10 protein-coding genes and 1 pseudogene are annotated in these 14,434 nt (G+C 67.7%); 5 read left to right on the plus strand and 6 right to left on the minus strand.

The features are described 5' to 3' along the window. Positions 1 to 114: 114 nt before the first annotated feature. Positions 115 to 3,009: an nSTAND1 domain-containing NTPase gene (locus ACZ6B1_RS31105; protein WP_468783817.1), complete on the plus strand. Its 2,895-nt coding sequence runs from the start codon at positions 115 to 117 to the stop codon at positions 3,007 to 3,009. Between the two features lie 12 nt (positions 3,010 to 3,021). After that, positions 3,022 to 3,120, plus strand: a pseudogene (locus ACZ6B1_RS31110) (MerR family transcriptional regulator); the annotation flags it as partial. A gap of 255 nt (positions 3,121 to 3,375) precedes the next feature. Here the strand turns inward: ACZ6B1_RS31110 and ACZ6B1_RS31115 are convergent. Beyond that, a complete protein-coding gene (locus ACZ6B1_RS31115) occupies positions 3,376 to 4,221 on the minus strand; it encodes an SDR family oxidoreductase (protein WP_468783819.1) in 846 nt (281 codons plus the stop codon). A 105-nt stretch (positions 4,222 to 4,326) separates the two neighbouring features. On the opposite strand from ACZ6B1_RS31115, the gene ACZ6B1_RS31120 reads away from it, so the two are divergent. Then, positions 4,327 to 4,827: a MarR family winged helix-turn-helix transcriptional regulator gene (locus ACZ6B1_RS31120; RefSeq protein WP_468783821.1), complete on the plus strand. Its 501-nt coding sequence runs from the start codon at positions 4,327 to 4,329 to the stop codon at positions 4,825 to 4,827. A 391-nt stretch (positions 4,828 to 5,218) separates the two neighbouring features. Here ACZ6B1_RS31120 and ACZ6B1_RS31125 read toward each other — a convergent pair whose 3' ends face one another. The 3 genes from ACZ6B1_RS31125 to ACZ6B1_RS31135 form a co-directional block, all read right to left on the minus strand. Beyond that, a complete protein-coding gene (locus ACZ6B1_RS31125; protein WP_468783823.1) occupies positions 5,219 to 5,752 on the minus strand; it encodes a 2'-5' RNA ligase family protein in 534 nt (177 codons plus the stop codon). A gap of 1,115 nt (positions 5,753 to 6,867) precedes the next feature. After that, positions 6,868 to 7,239 (minus strand): STAS domain-containing protein, encoded by a 372-nt coding sequence (locus ACZ6B1_RS31130; RefSeq protein ID WP_468783825.1) that lies wholly within the window; start codon positions 7,237 to 7,239, stop codon positions 6,868 to 6,870. Positions 7,240 to 7,799: 560 nt separating this feature from the next. Further along, on the minus strand, positions 7,800 to 8,234 hold the full coding sequence (locus ACZ6B1_RS31135; protein WP_468783921.1) for a hypothetical protein: 435 nt from the start codon (positions 8,232 to 8,234) through the stop codon (positions 7,800 to 7,802). A gap of 327 nt (positions 8,235 to 8,561) precedes the next feature. Between ACZ6B1_RS31135 and ACZ6B1_RS31140 the strand changes: the two genes are divergently transcribed. Further along, positions 8,562 to 9,011, plus strand: coding sequence for a hypothetical protein (locus ACZ6B1_RS31140; protein WP_468783827.1), 450 nt, complete (start codon positions 8,562 to 8,564; stop codon positions 9,009 to 9,011). 440 nt (positions 9,012 to 9,451) lie between these two features. On the opposite strand, the gene ACZ6B1_RS31145 is transcribed toward ACZ6B1_RS31140, so the two are convergent. Then, positions 9,452 to 9,751: a DUF3566 domain-containing protein gene (locus ACZ6B1_RS31145; RefSeq protein WP_468783829.1), complete on the minus strand. Its 300-nt coding sequence runs from the start codon at positions 9,749 to 9,751 to the stop codon at positions 9,452 to 9,454. Positions 9,752 to 11,069: 1,318 nt separating this feature from the next. Continuing rightward, positions 11,070 to 11,444, minus strand: a complete 375-nt coding sequence (locus ACZ6B1_RS31150) for a hypothetical protein (RefSeq protein ID WP_468783831.1) — start codon at positions 11,442 to 11,444, stop codon at positions 11,070 to 11,072. Between the two features lie 468 nt (positions 11,445 to 11,912). On the opposite strand from ACZ6B1_RS31150, the gene ACZ6B1_RS31155 reads away from it, so the two are divergent. Next, positions 11,913 to 14,387, plus strand: coding sequence for a DUF6185 family protein (locus tag ACZ6B1_RS31155; RefSeq protein ID WP_468783833.1), 2,475 nt, complete (start codon positions 11,913 to 11,915; stop codon positions 14,385 to 14,387). Positions 14,388 to 14,434 lie beyond the last annotated feature (47 nt).

The raw sequence follows: 14,434 nt of genomic DNA on the forward strand, positions 1-14,434 counted from the left end.
GGGCTGAACACCGCCGAGCCGACGGCTGTGACCGGGCCGAAAGTCATCGCCCCGGCACCGGCGACCTCCACAGGCCACGACACTTGTCGTGGAGCAGGCCGGATCGGGGGAAACATGCCACGCAAGGAGTCACCGCTTCCTGAGGGCGACGGCCCGGTGGTGCGGTTCGCCGCGGAGCTGAGGGAACTTCGCCGGGCAGCGGGCGGGCCCTCCTACCGCGATCTCGCGTCACGGGCGCACTATTCGGTGGCGACTCTGTCGAGCGCCGCCGCGGGCCGGAGGCTGCCGTCCTTGGAGGTGACCCGGGGGTATGTCGGTGCCTGCGGCGGCGACGTGGAGCGGTGGGAGACCTTCTGGCACACCACGGCCGCCGCCATCGCTCTCGAGGAGGAACCGGCGGATGCCGCCGCTCCCCCACCGGATCAGGACGACTCGCCCTACCCGGGGCTGGCCTTCTTCGGTTCGCGGCACAGCCGGTTCTTCTTCGGGCGCGAGCGCGTGGTCGAGCAACTGCGGAGGCGGCTCACGGAACAACGGTTCATCGCCCTCTTCGGCGCTTCGGGAGCCGGGAAGTCCTCGGTGCTGCACGCGGGGTTGTCGCCGTACCTGCGATCCGAGGACCGGGCCGTCATCACGCTCACTCCAGGCGTCCGGCCGTTGGAGGAACTGGCGGTGCGTCTGGCGGGCCACGGTTCGACCACGCCGGGCCGGCTGCTGGAGGAGCTGCGGGCGCACCCCGGGAACCTGCACCTCCTGCTCCGCCAGATCGCCGCCGACAGGCCCGGGCGGGACGAGGTGATCATCATCGTCGACCAGTTCGAGGAACTCTTCACGCTCTGCTCCCGCCCCGAGGAACGTGACCACTTCATCGACGCTCTCCTGCTGGCCGCCAGGGCCGAGAACAGTGCGTGCCGCGTCGTGCTGGGCGTGCGGGCGGACTTCTACGCCCGCTGCATCGCCCACGTCGACCTCGCCAGGGCCCTTGACGCGGCGATGGTGACGCTCGGCCCGATGGACAGCGAGGAGCTGCACCGAGCCATCTGCCGCCCTGCGGAGGCGGTCGGAAGCCGCGTCGAAGGGCGGCTGCTGGCGTACCTGATCTCTCAGGCCCGGGACAACGCCGGGATGCTCCCGCTGCTCTCCCACGCGCTCCGGGAGACATGGAGGCACCGCCGGGGCACGCTGCTGACGATGGAGGCCTGCCGGAGCGCGGGATCCATCGAACATGCCCTGACTCGCACCGCTGAACGCTTCTACGAGGCACTCACCGCCCGGCAGAAGGACGCGGCCCGCCATCTCTTCCTGCGGCTCGTCGCCGTCGGCGAGGGCATCGACTACAGCAAGCGCCGCATCGGCCGCTACGAGTTGTCCCCCGACCCGGACACCATGGCGGTCGTCGATCGGGCCGCCGCTGAACGGCTGATCACCGTGGACGGCCAGCACGTGGAGCTGACCCACGAAGCACTCATCCGCTGGTGGCCACGACTCGGCGGATGGCTCGCGGAGGACCGCGAGCTGCTGCGCACCCGTCGACAGCTCACGGAAGCGGCCGCGACCTGGGCGCACCTGGAGCAGGATCCGGGCGCCCTGCTGCGAGGCACTCGACTGGAAGCGGCTCGCCCTTTGGCCGGGGCCGAGGACGCGGGCCTCACCGCGCGCGAGAGGGCGTTCCTCGATGCGAGTCTGGCAGCGGAGAGCGCGGACAGGGCCGCTGCGGCCCGGCGCAGGCGCCGACGCCGTCTGATGATCGCCGCGTCGGCGGTGCTGCTCGTAATCTCTCTGGCCACCTCCGTCCTCGCCGTGCACGCCGACCGTGAGGTCACGGCCCAGCGCGACGAAGCCGTCGCCCGCAACGCGAGCGCGGCAGCCACCGCACTGTCGCGCCGGTCACCGGGCCTCGCCACCCAGATCGCCCTCGCCGCCTACCGGCTACAGCCGGGCCGGCACAGCCGCGACGCGCTCCTCAGCACACTGATGTCCACGTGGACCGCGCACAGGGCCGAGATGTACGCCATGGACGTAAGCCCGGACAGCAACATCCTGGCCACGGCAGGACGGGACCGCACCGTTCGCCTGTGGGACATGCGTGCTCCACGCCACCCCCGCGAAACAGCCGTGCTCACCGGCCACAAGGACGCCGTCTACGCGGTCGCCATGCACCCCAGTCGCCCCGTACTGGCCAGCGCGGGGGCTGACGGAGCCCTCACCCTGTGGGACATCGCCGACCCGCACCGGCCGCACCGGCTCTCCACCTTGCGGACGCAGACGAAGACGGTACGCGCGCTCGCCTTCAGCCCCTCCGGGCAGACCCTCGTCAGCGCCGGCAGTGACGGGGACATGGTGCTGTGGAACACCCGGTCCCTCAGGAAGCCCGTCCGCGGCGTCAGTCTGCACGGCCATCACGACGAAGTCCGGGCCGTCGCCTTCAGCGCGGACGGACGGCTGCTGGCGAGCGCGGGCGGCGGTGACGAACGCGTCATCCTCTGGGACACCACATCTCCGGATCACCCCGTCGAGCGCGCCGCCTGGCAGGCGCACACCACGATCGCTCTCTCCGTCGCCTTCAACCCGCGCACCGGCGTCCTTGCCACGTCCGGCGGCGGGGACCGTCCGGTGAAATTGTGGCGCGTCGCGGGGACGCACCGCCCGGTGATGCTCGCCGCGCTGGACGGGCCCACCGACGTGGTCGGCAGCGTCGGGTTCAGCCCCGATGGCCGCATGCTGACGGCGGGCAGCGACGACCGTACCGCCCGGATCTGGCGACTGTCGTCACCCGGGCGGCCCCGGAGGGAGGCCGTGCTCACGGGGTTCCCCACCGCGGTATTGGGACTCAGGTTCACTCCGGACGGCAAACAGCTGGTCACCGGTGTGTTCGACGGGACCGTCCACACGCTGCCGGCCGACTTCGGCCGGCTCCTCACCCACGCATGCACATACGCAGGCCAACCCGTCACTCACGAGCAATGGCGTCGCTACCTCGGCAAAGTGCCCTACCGTCGGCCGTGCTGACTCGATCGGCGACTGGCTCGGCGGACCGGTTTGGTGGTCTGGACCATTCGGTTCCAGTCCGATCGCGGAATCGTGGCGCCGACGGACCGCAGCCCGGCCGGCTACCGCCTCTCCCCGGCAGTCGTGCGGTCCGGGCGCGCTCCGTTCCAGGCTCCGTCCTTCCTCGACCGCACGCAGCCACGCCTCGCTCCGAGTTCCCCGGACTGCTGCATGGCGAAACGGTACGGGGGGCCGGGCACGAGGACGGTAAAGTCCGCACCGGCCGGGCGTGCAGCGCCCTGAGAAGCCGTCCCGAGCGCGGCGCGCGCGGCGAGCGGCTCCCTTCAGCGGGCTCTGACGCTCGGCGGACCCGATCTCGCCGCCCGGTCAGGCGACCCAGGAACCGGTGAGAGTCTGCACCGCGGCGCCGTCGGCGTCGGCCAGCTTGGTGGCGACGAAGGCACGGGCCCAGTCGGTGGTCTGTATCCGGAACGCGGGCCGCTCGGAGTCCAGGGCATCCATGACCGCCTCCGCCGCACCGGCCGGGGTCTGTGCGGTGCCCTCTTGGAACTGCTCCACGGTGCGGTCGATGTAGTGGCGCAGCGCGTCGGTGTACGGGCCGGCGTCGATACCGGCTTCGAGGTCGAAACCGATGTTGTTCACGAACTCGGTCGCCACGGCCCCGGGTTCCACGACGGACACGCTCACACCGAGCGTCTTCGCGACGGGGGCCAGGCTCTCCATATAGCCCTCCACGGCGAACTTCGCCGCGCAGTAGGCCTCGTTGAACGGCTGACCGACGACTGCGCCGACGCTGGTGACGGTGATCAGGCGGCCACCGACGGCGCGGAGGTGCGGCAGCGCGGCCTTGGAGACGCTGAGCACGCCGAAGAAGTTGACCTCCATCACCTTGCGGACGTCCGCGAGGGAGTCGTTCTCCAGGGTGCCCAGGTGGCCGGCGCCCGCGTTGTTGACGACGGCGTCCAGGCGGCCGTAGTCGGCGATCACGCCGTCAATCGCGGCGGTCACCGAGGCCTCGTCGGTGACGTCGAGCCGCCGGATGTCGAGCTGGACGCCCGCCTCGGCCGCGGCCTTGCGCAGCGCGTCGGCACGCGTGGTGTCGCGGAGGGTCGCGACGGTGCGCCAGCCTGCCCGTGCGGCGGCGACGGCGGCGGCGAGGCCGATACCGGAGGAGGTACCGGTGATGAGGACTGTGCGGGGGGTTGCGGACATGCTGGGCCTTCCGAGCGTTCGGGTTCTCACGCAGCTCCATTTATGTGCGTGCACACACAACATAGCTTTATGTGTGTGCACACGCAACCCCGTATACTCCGCCGCATGCCGAAGAAGCTGCCCCAGGCCGAGATGCCCGCCGCCGACTACGCCTTCTACGGACTGGTCTGGGCCGGCACCGTCATGACCGAACGCGTCGACCGGGCTCTCACCAAGGCGCACGATCTCCCGGTGTCCTGGTTCGAGGTCATGCTCTGGCTGGCTTCCAGCCCGGATCCGGTACCCGCGTCCGTCCTCGGCAACAGCACCATGCTCAGCCGTAGCCAGGTCTCACGGGTGGTCGACGCCCTGCAGGCCCGGGGTCTCGTCAGCCGTACCCCGTCCGCTCGTGACGCGCGGTCGGTCGAGATTTCACTGACCGAAGACGGCCGCCGCCTCTTCGAGCAGGCCGACGCCACCCGCCGCGAGGTCCTGGCACCGGTGTTCACCGATCTCCTCGACGAGCACGATCTCGAGGCGCTCGGCGCGGTGTGGCGCAAGCTCAAGGCGGAGAAGGAGCGGCTGGCGCAGGAGCCGCCAACCGGATCCGCCGGGCCGCGACAGTGAGCCGCACCGACTGAGACTCCCCTCCCCCGCGGCCGTGGGCGCATTCGTGGGAGTGCAGTACGCGATGCCCCTGGTGCGCTTCTGGCCTTACTCGGCGCCGCCGCCTTGGCGTATGAAGTGGCAGCGGCAAGTTTCGTTGACGCAGTCTCTGATGGTGGCGTCCCCGACGAGGTGGTTGTACAGCTGGAGAAAGGCGACCGAGGGGACAGTGGGGTAGCGGGTCGGCGCGGTTCCCGGGTCGGTGGACGGCAACAGCAAAGTTCGTCCGCCGAGACGGCCAGACGGCCGCCGCTGCCGATGACGAGCACGGCCCTGAACGTTTTCCCACCACGAGCCGGACCGCGGGCAAGACGGCCGGCAGGGGCCGCACGGCCGGCCCGGGTCGGGCGGCTCAGAGGCGAGGCTCCAGCACCTCCAGGGCGCCGGTCTCGGTGTCGTAGCTGCGCAGGGTGATGAGCCGAACCGACAGCGGCGGCGCCGGCAGCAGTTCGGGGACCCGCCGGTCGGCGAAGGCACCCGGCCGCCGAGTACGCCCGAGAGTGACGTGCGGGCTCCAGCGCCCAGGTTCGTGCAATGGGTTGAGGGTCTCGGGCGGACTGTCCGAGGCCACCGCCTCCCACACCCGGCGGTGCAAGCCGGCTAGCGCGGAGTCGAGGTCCAGCGCCCAGGCCAGCACCGAGGTCGGCCGCTCGAAGCGGACCACGCCGGTGAACCGCACCGGCAGCGGCAGGACGGCTGCCACCTCGGCAAGCTCCCAGCGGATCGGAGCGGTCAGCTCCGGGCAGGCGGCCAGGGTGAGGTGCGGCCTGTTGGTCGGTGAGCGGTGACGCGCCTGACTCGGCAGCCCCGCGCCCGCGAGCCGCCGCCAGGCCTCCCGAACCGCCAGCTCTGCCGCCTCATCCAACAGAACCTCGACCGTGCGCACCACCGCAGCCTACCGGCGATCATCCGCGCTTCCGCCGCCCACCGGCCGGGCCGTCAAGCCGTGGAGCGGGCAGGGCGTCGAGCTCCGCCGCCTCAGGGCAGGAACCGCCGACGGCGCCGCACTGGCGTCCGCCCGCCCGCGCCATCCCTTCTGCCAGGGTCGACCAGTACCTGCGGTGATCATCCGTGGCCCGCCTGGAGGATTTCGTGCAGGCTCCAGCATGGTGCGCGTCCACGAGAATTCAGCGACCTGATAGACCTCGAATTCGCGCTGTAGCCGGTCACGGAACAGGAGATCAGCGTCGCCGGGGCCTCCGTGTCCCCAGAGGGGACGGAACGCTGGGTGGAGCTGGGCGTTGTTTTCGTCGGCTACGCCGCGGCCGACCGCGAGGTTCCGGACCCGACCCGCAAGTCGCCGGCGGAGGCGACCGTGGAGAGCCCGGCCGCCTGTGAGCTTGCCGAGCCCAGCGGGGCGAACGCGGCCAGCCTTCCCGCCGTCGCCGGGCGGCTGCACGCCGCCCGCCCCGAGCCGTACCCGCGCGCCGTCCGGGCCGACTGGCTGTGTGTGGAGGCGCCGGGCCGGCCACCTCCGGCGGGTCCTCGGACGGTTCGCCGAGGACACGGACTGGAGCGTCACTTCGACCAGTTGGGCAGCCGTACGGGGCGCACGTGCAGGGGCCGGTGCGACAGCAGCCCGGAGGCCGCTTACCCAGGCCACGGTCACGTCGCTTCGGGGGCGGCCGAAGGCCCCGGCCACGCCCCGATTTCATGACGGAGCATCGACCCACCCCTTGCTGATCGGTGCGCATGACATTCGTCATGGCGATGATGTGGTCCGTACGTTCGGTGGGAGCGGTCACCAGGCACCAGGTCTTCAGGGGCCGCCTTGCGGGTTCGGGTGGCGGTTCCATCGGTCAGCGTGACCGAATATGCGCCGTCTCGACGGCTGGCGGGCATCGACATACGGTGCCTTCAATACACACCTATCGGGCGAGGTACCCACGCCGGAAAGGGTGACGCCTCACATCCCGGCGGTGCTTCCCTCTCGCCATGACACGCCAGCTACGGCGACCACGAGCTGCGCCCCGAACAGCGGCGCCGCTGATGGTGGATTCGCTATCGATCCGCCGTGTCGCGCGCCGTGCGATCAGGCACCTCGCCCTTCCGGCCGAGGAGGGCTTCACAGGCCGCGTCCGTGGTGTCGAATATCCGGCAGGTCATGCCGACCCCGGTCAGGTCGAGCACACGTCGCACCACTTGGCTGGGCGCGGCCAGGGATACGGACCCGTCGACGTTCCGCATGTCATTGACGGTCCGTATGATGACACGCAGCCCGGAGGAGTCCATGAACGGCACGTCCGCCAGGTCCAGCACTAGGTGACGTCGTCCGTGCACCACCTGGCCGGCCAACTGGTGCTGAAGGACGAGGCCGGTGTCGGCGTCCAGCTGTCCACAGACGGTGATGATCGCGGCGTCGGAGCTGATCACGGCCACCTCGACACCCAGACCTGCTGGTTCGCTCACAAGTTCTCCTCAGACGGGTCTTACACGGCAGCAGCCCGACTACCCCGTCCGACGGCGTTCATTTCCCGCCGGGCCCGGTCTGGCGTGCGGTGGTCTCGAACACCAAGTCCCGGCAGGACAAGCCCAGCGCGGAGCAGCTGGGCGCGCTGCCCCGATGCGGGGGCCAGCGCCGCCGATGGAGGCCACCGCGGCCGATGTATGAAGCCCGGGCCGCGACGACCGCTCCAGCCCAGTTCCATGCGGGCTCGTTCCGCCGCATGATGACGGGGTGGATCACGTGATACTTGCCGTCTTTGGTGCGAAGACATGACCGGCTGCGTGCGGTGGGAAAGCCTGATGCACGAACGGTTCAGCGACGTGTGTATCTGCAAGGCTTCGGCCGCGCGACCACCGCGCGGATCCCGCCGAGCTGGGCCGGGCCGTCCGCGGCGCCTCCCTCGCCGCCCGCGACAGCCGCGGTGAAATGTGCCGCGTCGTCGTCCAAACCCCCAACGGCTGCCAGGCCGTCATCACCGCCGGCCACCTCACCGAGCCCGGCTGGAAAGCGGATCCTGCCATCCGCCAAGTCCTGCCCGCCTACCTGCGCACCGCCCTCGCCTGACTCCAGCGAAGTCACGTGTGCTGCCCGGTCCGGTCGTCAGCTGCCGTCGCGGGCGATGCCCCCCCCCCCCCCCGACGGTCATCCGCACCGGCTCGGCCGCTTCCTCGGGCACTGCGCCGGTGAGGCCTTCGAGGTGTTGCACGGCCTCGCGGGTGATGTGGCGGTCGGGGTCGGGGGACTGCACGTAGCGGCACAGCAGGTCGAAGTCGAAGTCCTGGTGCTGGGGGTGGGCGGCGAGAGTGCCGACCAGGAGGGGGTTGTGGGCGAGGTCGTCGGTCAGGGCGTACAGGACCAGGCGCTGCCACTGCTTCATGCTGTCGCCGTGCAGGGTCTGCGTCCACCACGCGGTGCCCACCACGCTTCTGCTCCCCGGCATGGGCACCCTGCACGACTTGCGTCAGGCCCACGCCCTCGGAATCCGCTCGGTCCGACTGTGGCGCACAGCATAATCTTGGATCGCCACGGAGAGTGGCTGCCAAAATGGGTGCATACTGGAAATTTCGGCAGAAAATACAGACGCAGAGATCAGTTCGCTACTCTTCGCGCTCTTACCCAACTGCCGCAGACCGCACCGCTGTTGTCCGCGAGGAATCCGAGTGACTAGAGTCCTGCTGTATTCACGCATTCGAACATCCGCAACACTCGCAATCCTGGGGGATTTATGTCTTCGCTCGGTAAGAACTTGATGCGCGTCGCCGTCGCGGCTTCTGCCGTTGCTGCAATGGGTGTCGCAGTACCAAGCACGCCGGCGGCCGCCGCCTCCGCGACGGTGTGCGGCAGCGGTTACGAGTTCACCGATGCCAAGGCACTGCCCAGCGCCGACAAGCGCTATGCGACGCTCTTCTTCTACATGAAGGGCGACAGTGCCTGCGCGATTCTCGACAACAACACGGGTGGCGCGGCCAACTACATGGATCTGCGGATCTGGCCGGGCGACAACAAGGCCGCAGGTGACCGGGACTATGGGACCTTCTCGCAATACGCGGGCCCCGTGTACAGCAGCACCCAGGCGGTCGGCGGTCGCTGTGTCGGCATCTCCGCGCTCATGAAGAACGAGGCCGGCACGTCGAACCTCGTCAACTGGTCAGGCGGATACGTGTTTTACGTCGGCAGCGACTCGTCCGAGTGTGCCTGATCCGCAGGTAGCTTCCTCGGTGTCGGCGTCGTCGCCGGGCAGGGTCGGAGCCGGCGGAGGACTGGGTGTTGGTGCCGACTGCTGGCGTCTGGCGGTGCACCGGCGTCGGGATCCGACGCCCGTCGGCCAGCCGCAGATACACCGGTTCACGGCCGGGTCGCAGTGCGAGCGCGTAGGGGTCCTCCTCGGCGTAGTCCAGCTCGTCTCTGGCGGTTTCACATCGCCATTCGGCGGGGTCTGACGCCCGAGGAGGACTGGATGGAACTTCGAGGGAGAGTCGTTGCGGCACAGGGGAACTTCATAGCCGTCGCCGGTGGCCATCTCTCGCTCACTGGGGGCCCGCTCCAGCGCCTCGACGGCCGCCCCACACCTGATGACCCGGTCTGGCAGACAGGGCGACCCTGACCTCGGTCACCGACGTGCCCGCCCCTCAGTGCCGACTACAGGCGGGGCAGCCGATGGGACTTGTCGGGCTGGCCTGACAGCGGATCGCTGAGGTCGTCGGTAAGTGTCAATTCGAAGCCGCCTCCGAACCGCGCGGTGTGGTTGTAAATGAGGCCGCACAGGCAGGCCACGACGGTGCCCAGGAGTACCTCGAGCGCGACGATCACAGCGGCGATGACCAGCGTCTGCGACGGCGTCAGCCAGGCACCCGGGGCAACGATGTCCAGAAGCACCGAGGTGGCGAGCACAGCGCCGAGGACGCACACCCCCAGGCCCCCCAGGAGGAGGAAGGCCATCGCCGTTACCGACCAGGGGCTGGTTCTGGATATTCGTATGCGATTGGATCGACGCGGTGGAGTGTCCGGGGACGTGCGATCGCGGGTCGGTGGCGACTGCAGCGACTCGGGTACGGGTGTCGCCACAATGTGGGACGTGATTCTCTGTGCCCGCTTACGGGCCGTGCTGCGGGTCCTGCTGCGCCTGGCTGGGCTCATGTCCGCTCCCTGGCTGGTTTCACCAGCGAAGGTAGGTGCCGGGGTGCGGCTGCGCACCCCAGACGATCACGGTGAGTGAGGGTGAGCGAACCGCCCTCGGCGGTCCACGACCGCGATGAACGAAGAAGCTGCCAGGGAGAGCAGGCAGGTCCGGATCCCGAGCGGCAATCGCCGCTGCTCGTTTCTCGACTCCAGGAGGCCGGCGCAACGCCTTACGTCGTCCCCGCCTTCGACTGGGAGCCGAACGGACTGGAGGCGTCGGGTGCTCGTACTCGTGGCCGCCGACACCGGCAGTGCACAAACCCCTGCGTTTCGCCGCCGGTCGCGCGCATCCATACGACAAGGCATCACTCGTTCGGCCTACATGCGCCCGGTTCTGCATGCCGCCCTGCCCAGCCCGCTACCGCCTGGGGCTCGCGGGTGCCTGCAAGGGGCCGACCGGCTGGCCGGCCTCCCCTGTCACCGCCCACCTGAGCTAAGGGGTGATCAGGGTCTTCCACGGCCAGGTGCTGATGACCACTGTCCCGCGTGTCACAGCTCTTCCCCGTGGTCTTGGCCTCGGCCGAGGGCGTCTGTGCGCCGCTACAGCGGCGTAGCGCGCCTCCTGAGTCGGAAGAATCGTCGCCAGGCAACCCACAGGTTGATCAGGAGCAGTGTGGATCCCGCAATGGGCCAGCCTACGGATCCACCCTCGTGGTAGGTCTCGATCCCGGTAGACAGCATCAGTGCACCGACCACGGGCCCACCCACCAGATCGAGGAGAAGATTCACCTGCCTCGCGATCGTTGGGAGGAGGATGTCCATCCGCGTCGCGATCCTTGCAAGGTTGACCACGGCTTGATCGTGACAGGTGGCCGCCCTCACTGCCAAGGGCAAGATCCTCGCAACGCCTTGGACACGCGGTCGGCGGAACAGCTCTGGCCGGAAGCTACTTTGGTGGGAGTGATCACGCCCACCAGCACGCCGGCGCTGTTCTCATCACGTTCGGCTCCGCCCGCGGCCTGACCACAAAGCACGTCTACATCACGCAGCATGTGGCGCGGAGGCGTGCGCGCTGTCCGGTAGGGAGACGATCCGTCAGCCGGCACTGCGGGAAGGGGACTCTGTGTCTGCCTGCCTGTCAGCTGTCCAGGCCGGCGCAGAGGGTGCTCACCTTCTTGTGGGCCGCCACCGCCTCGGCTCCCTTCACATCGAAGGTCTGCAGACGTCTGGTGATGTTTTGGAAGGCCTTGTCCAGAGCGTCGTAACGGTGGTCCAGTTGGGCCGCGGACTGGGCCAGAGCGGCAGCACCGCCGGCGCGGGTGAAGTAGGCCCTGGAGGTGTCGTCGTCGCTGTATATCTTGCTCAACTCCGGAACCCGATTCCACGCCTGGCAGGCGCCCGCCGCATCCGCCGCCGCGTTGTCGAGGCCGGTCCCGGACGCCGCGCTGCCCGGGCCTGCCCACAGGACCCAGCCGATGCCGATGCCCGCACCGGCGGCGACGACGGCAGCCACCAACGGCGCGATCCACCGGGAGGGAACACGACGACCGGTGGCAGGAGTCGGCGGGATAGAGGGAGGAGGCGGTATAGGAGCAGAAGCAGCCATCTGAACGACTTCCTTCGGTATACGGGGAGGCAACTGCGGCACGGCAACCGGCAGCAAGTGAACCACTTCTGCCGCCGGTCACGCCGCCGGAACCGACTCTCGGGCTTGACCAGGCGTCGGGCCCGATCGCGAACCCGCCCGCGCCCGGTGCCGAATCTGAGGAATGTCCGAGTACGCCCACCGTTCCGGCGTGGCTGCGCGTACCTGGGAGCGATGCCCAGGGGTGTGCGTCTTCCGGTCACCGCCGGGTCGGCGGCATCGGCTGTCGGAGTGGACTTGCACGAGGCCGCCGTGCCACCCCAAAGTCTGATGACTCCGATGGAAGATCATGGGGTAGTGACCCGTCGCAGAGTCCCCGCGTCGACCCTGCTTTCCGTGCTCCTGTTGACTGCATGCTTCGTGTTGACGAGTGCGGGTTTTGCATGCGCGTTCGGAACCCCCCGGGCCGACACCTGCGGTGTTGAGAAGATTCGCGGTGTCAAGGTCGCTGCTTCCGTAGCATTCGAGCAACGCGGCCTAGATTACAGCGCGGTCACCAGCGTTATGGAGATCAAGATCCCGGCAGAGTGGAAACGGGCCTCCGATCTGCTCCTGGATACTCACACGTCTCGTTATCGTCAAGTGCTGCGCTGCCTTTTGGGGAAAGGTTCGAAAGAAAACTTCTGGGACTTGAACGAATGGCGATTCAAGCCACTCACGGTGAATGTAGATGAGAAAAAGGTGGTGGTCCACTACGAGGCTGTCACGTGGGTGCAGGCGCTCGGCAGTTATCAGGTCGGCCCGTGGACACTGGTGGCAGGCGATGAGGTCTGGGACATCCAACTGGCACCTCCGGAGAGCCTTTCCAGGGCGGCATGGGAGGAGGTGAAGGTCCGTACGGGCGGCCCCAGGGCGGTGTCGGTCACTCCTCCGTCCGCCACCGGGCAGGACGGCACGCTGCTGAGTTGGCACAACCAGAAACCGACTGGCTTCGAGGTCAGCTTTCGTCCGCCTGCGGCCCAGCAGTGGGATGCGATCACGATGTCAGGGGAGCAGGCCTGGGAAGCCTTGGGGATGAACAGTGGATCGTGGGTATTAGTTTACGTCACGACAGGTGTTCTCCTGCTCGTCTCGGTCAGAAAGCTCCGGCAGGGCGTTGGGCAGAATCCGACCGATGATGAAGCAAAGGCGCTCACGACAATGCGTTCATGGGCGCTCCTGCAGACGTGCCTCGGGGTGCTCGTCTATATGGGCGACAATATCTACGGGCTCATGAGAGGCCGCTCTCCGGTCCATGACTATTCGACGATCCTGCATCTGTTTTCGCTCATTTCGTTCGGGCTCTTGTTATGTCTCTTCGGGAGATTGCAGAAGCCGCTGCTTATCGCTGCGTGCGCACTGGGCTTCGCTATTGCCGGCACCTCCGTCGCAGCCGAAGTATCAGAGGATGCGCTTCTGCCCGTAAGTGACGTTCTGCTTTCCTCTACCGGATCCTGGCTTGTGTTGATCGCATACACAGCGGCGGTCTTCGTGGTCTGTATGGGCGGAATCTCGGCGGGGCGGCGAGTCCTGCTGATGGACGAGGGAAGGCTGCCGTCCAGGCTGATGGTCGCCATTTCCGCCGGTTTTGCGGTGCTCACCATCCTCTGGACTTTCCTCGCTTTTTGGCGCGACTGGGACCGAATCAGTTGGCTTGCTGACACCAGATGGTCGACCTATAAAAATGACCTGCATGACGCATACGACAACTGGTGGTGGAGCGCCCCGGCAGAATTGCTTCCACTCCTATCCAATTTGACCTCCACCGCCTTGACCGCGCTGGTGTTGTTCGGTGCCCTGCGGGCCTTCCGCACCGAACGAGAAGAGGAGATTTCGTTCACGCCCACCGAGGCGGAAAAATTTCTCCTCGTGGTGTCCTTCGCACTGGTTGTGCTACCGGTTTCCGATCACTACTTCGGCATCTCGGGTTACCTTCCTACTTTGATTCTCTGCCTATCCTCCGCTTGGGTGTTGCTCTCTATCGCAGGGGCCAAGGCCGTACTGCAGCAGCCTTCGACAGGCAACCTTCTCCTGGGTCAAGTAGTCTCGCAGATCGACCGATCCGAGTTGTTGCGCATGGTGCGGCATCACCGCGAGCTCCAGGATCGACTTCGCCAGCCCAGCTCCGGAAGCTCCGCCGAGTCCGCCGCGGCTCGCGACTCGATTGAGCGGGAAATCGACCAGATGGAACGGTGTCTGCCCGACGGGGTGAGACCTGTAGATGTGGCCTTTGCGTGTGGCCCCATGACCACATGGTGGGGAAATGCCTGCCGGTGCGCTGCCATCGCCTGCGTTGTCGGCCTCCCTGCGACCGGTCTGATGTATTGGATCAACATGGTCAGAGATGGCGCCTGGGTGCAGAACACGCACTACTCAAGCGGATTTCTTGCAGTCGTGCTGGACATCTTGGGCTGGCATCTGACATGGATCACCGGTGGGTTCTTCCTCGGCGCACTGTGGCGCACCCTTCCCGGGCGCCACGGACCGGCTAAAGCATTTTATGTCGCCATCCTCTTCGCGATTCCCAGCTGTTTTCACTGGCTGTTCTCCGAGCTCATCGGCCAGAGCGTTCAGGGGGAGATCGCCGTTATTTCGAGCTTCACGTCCGTGATGACACTCAGTGGCATGATCATGGACGTGCAGACTTTTCAGAGCGACCGCCGATACTGGCCTACCAGTTTTAGCCTGATTATGTACATCTATCGGATGCGTATTGCCTCGGTGGCGTTCATCCTCGCGCAACTGGTGGCTATTGCCACGATCTGGAAGGCTCCGGGAAGGCGGCCCTGCGGCACCGCCTCACCGATAGACGGTTCTTCCGGGACACGGTGAACCTGGGGGCGGAGGCGGTGGATATGCATGTGTATGCCCGCCAAGGC

It is taken from the genome of Streptomyces sp. NPDC041129 (assembly GCF_055592265.1).

Excerpts from the sequence above, each read along its gene's own strand:
- ACZ6B1_RS31140 (WP_468783827.1), top strand. The coding sequence starts at position 8,562 with ATGCGCGTCGCCGTCGCGGCTTCTGCCGTTGCTGCAATGGGTGTCGCA.
- ACZ6B1_RS31105 (WP_468783817.1), top strand. The coding sequence starts at position 115 with ATGCCACGCAAGGAGTCACCGCTTCCTGAGGGCGACGGCCCGGTGGTG.
- ACZ6B1_RS31120 (WP_468783821.1), top strand. The coding sequence starts at position 4,327 with ATGCCGAAGAAGCTGCCCCAGGCCGAGATGCCCGCCGCCGACTACGCC.
- ACZ6B1_RS31115 (WP_468783819.1), bottom strand. The coding sequence starts at position 4,221 with ATGTCCGCAACCCCCCGCACAGTCCTCATCACCGGTACCTCCTCCGGT.
- ACZ6B1_RS31145 (WP_468783829.1), bottom strand. The coding sequence starts at position 9,751 with ATGGCCTTCCTCCTCCTGGGGGGCCTGGGGGTGTGCGTCCTCGGCGCT.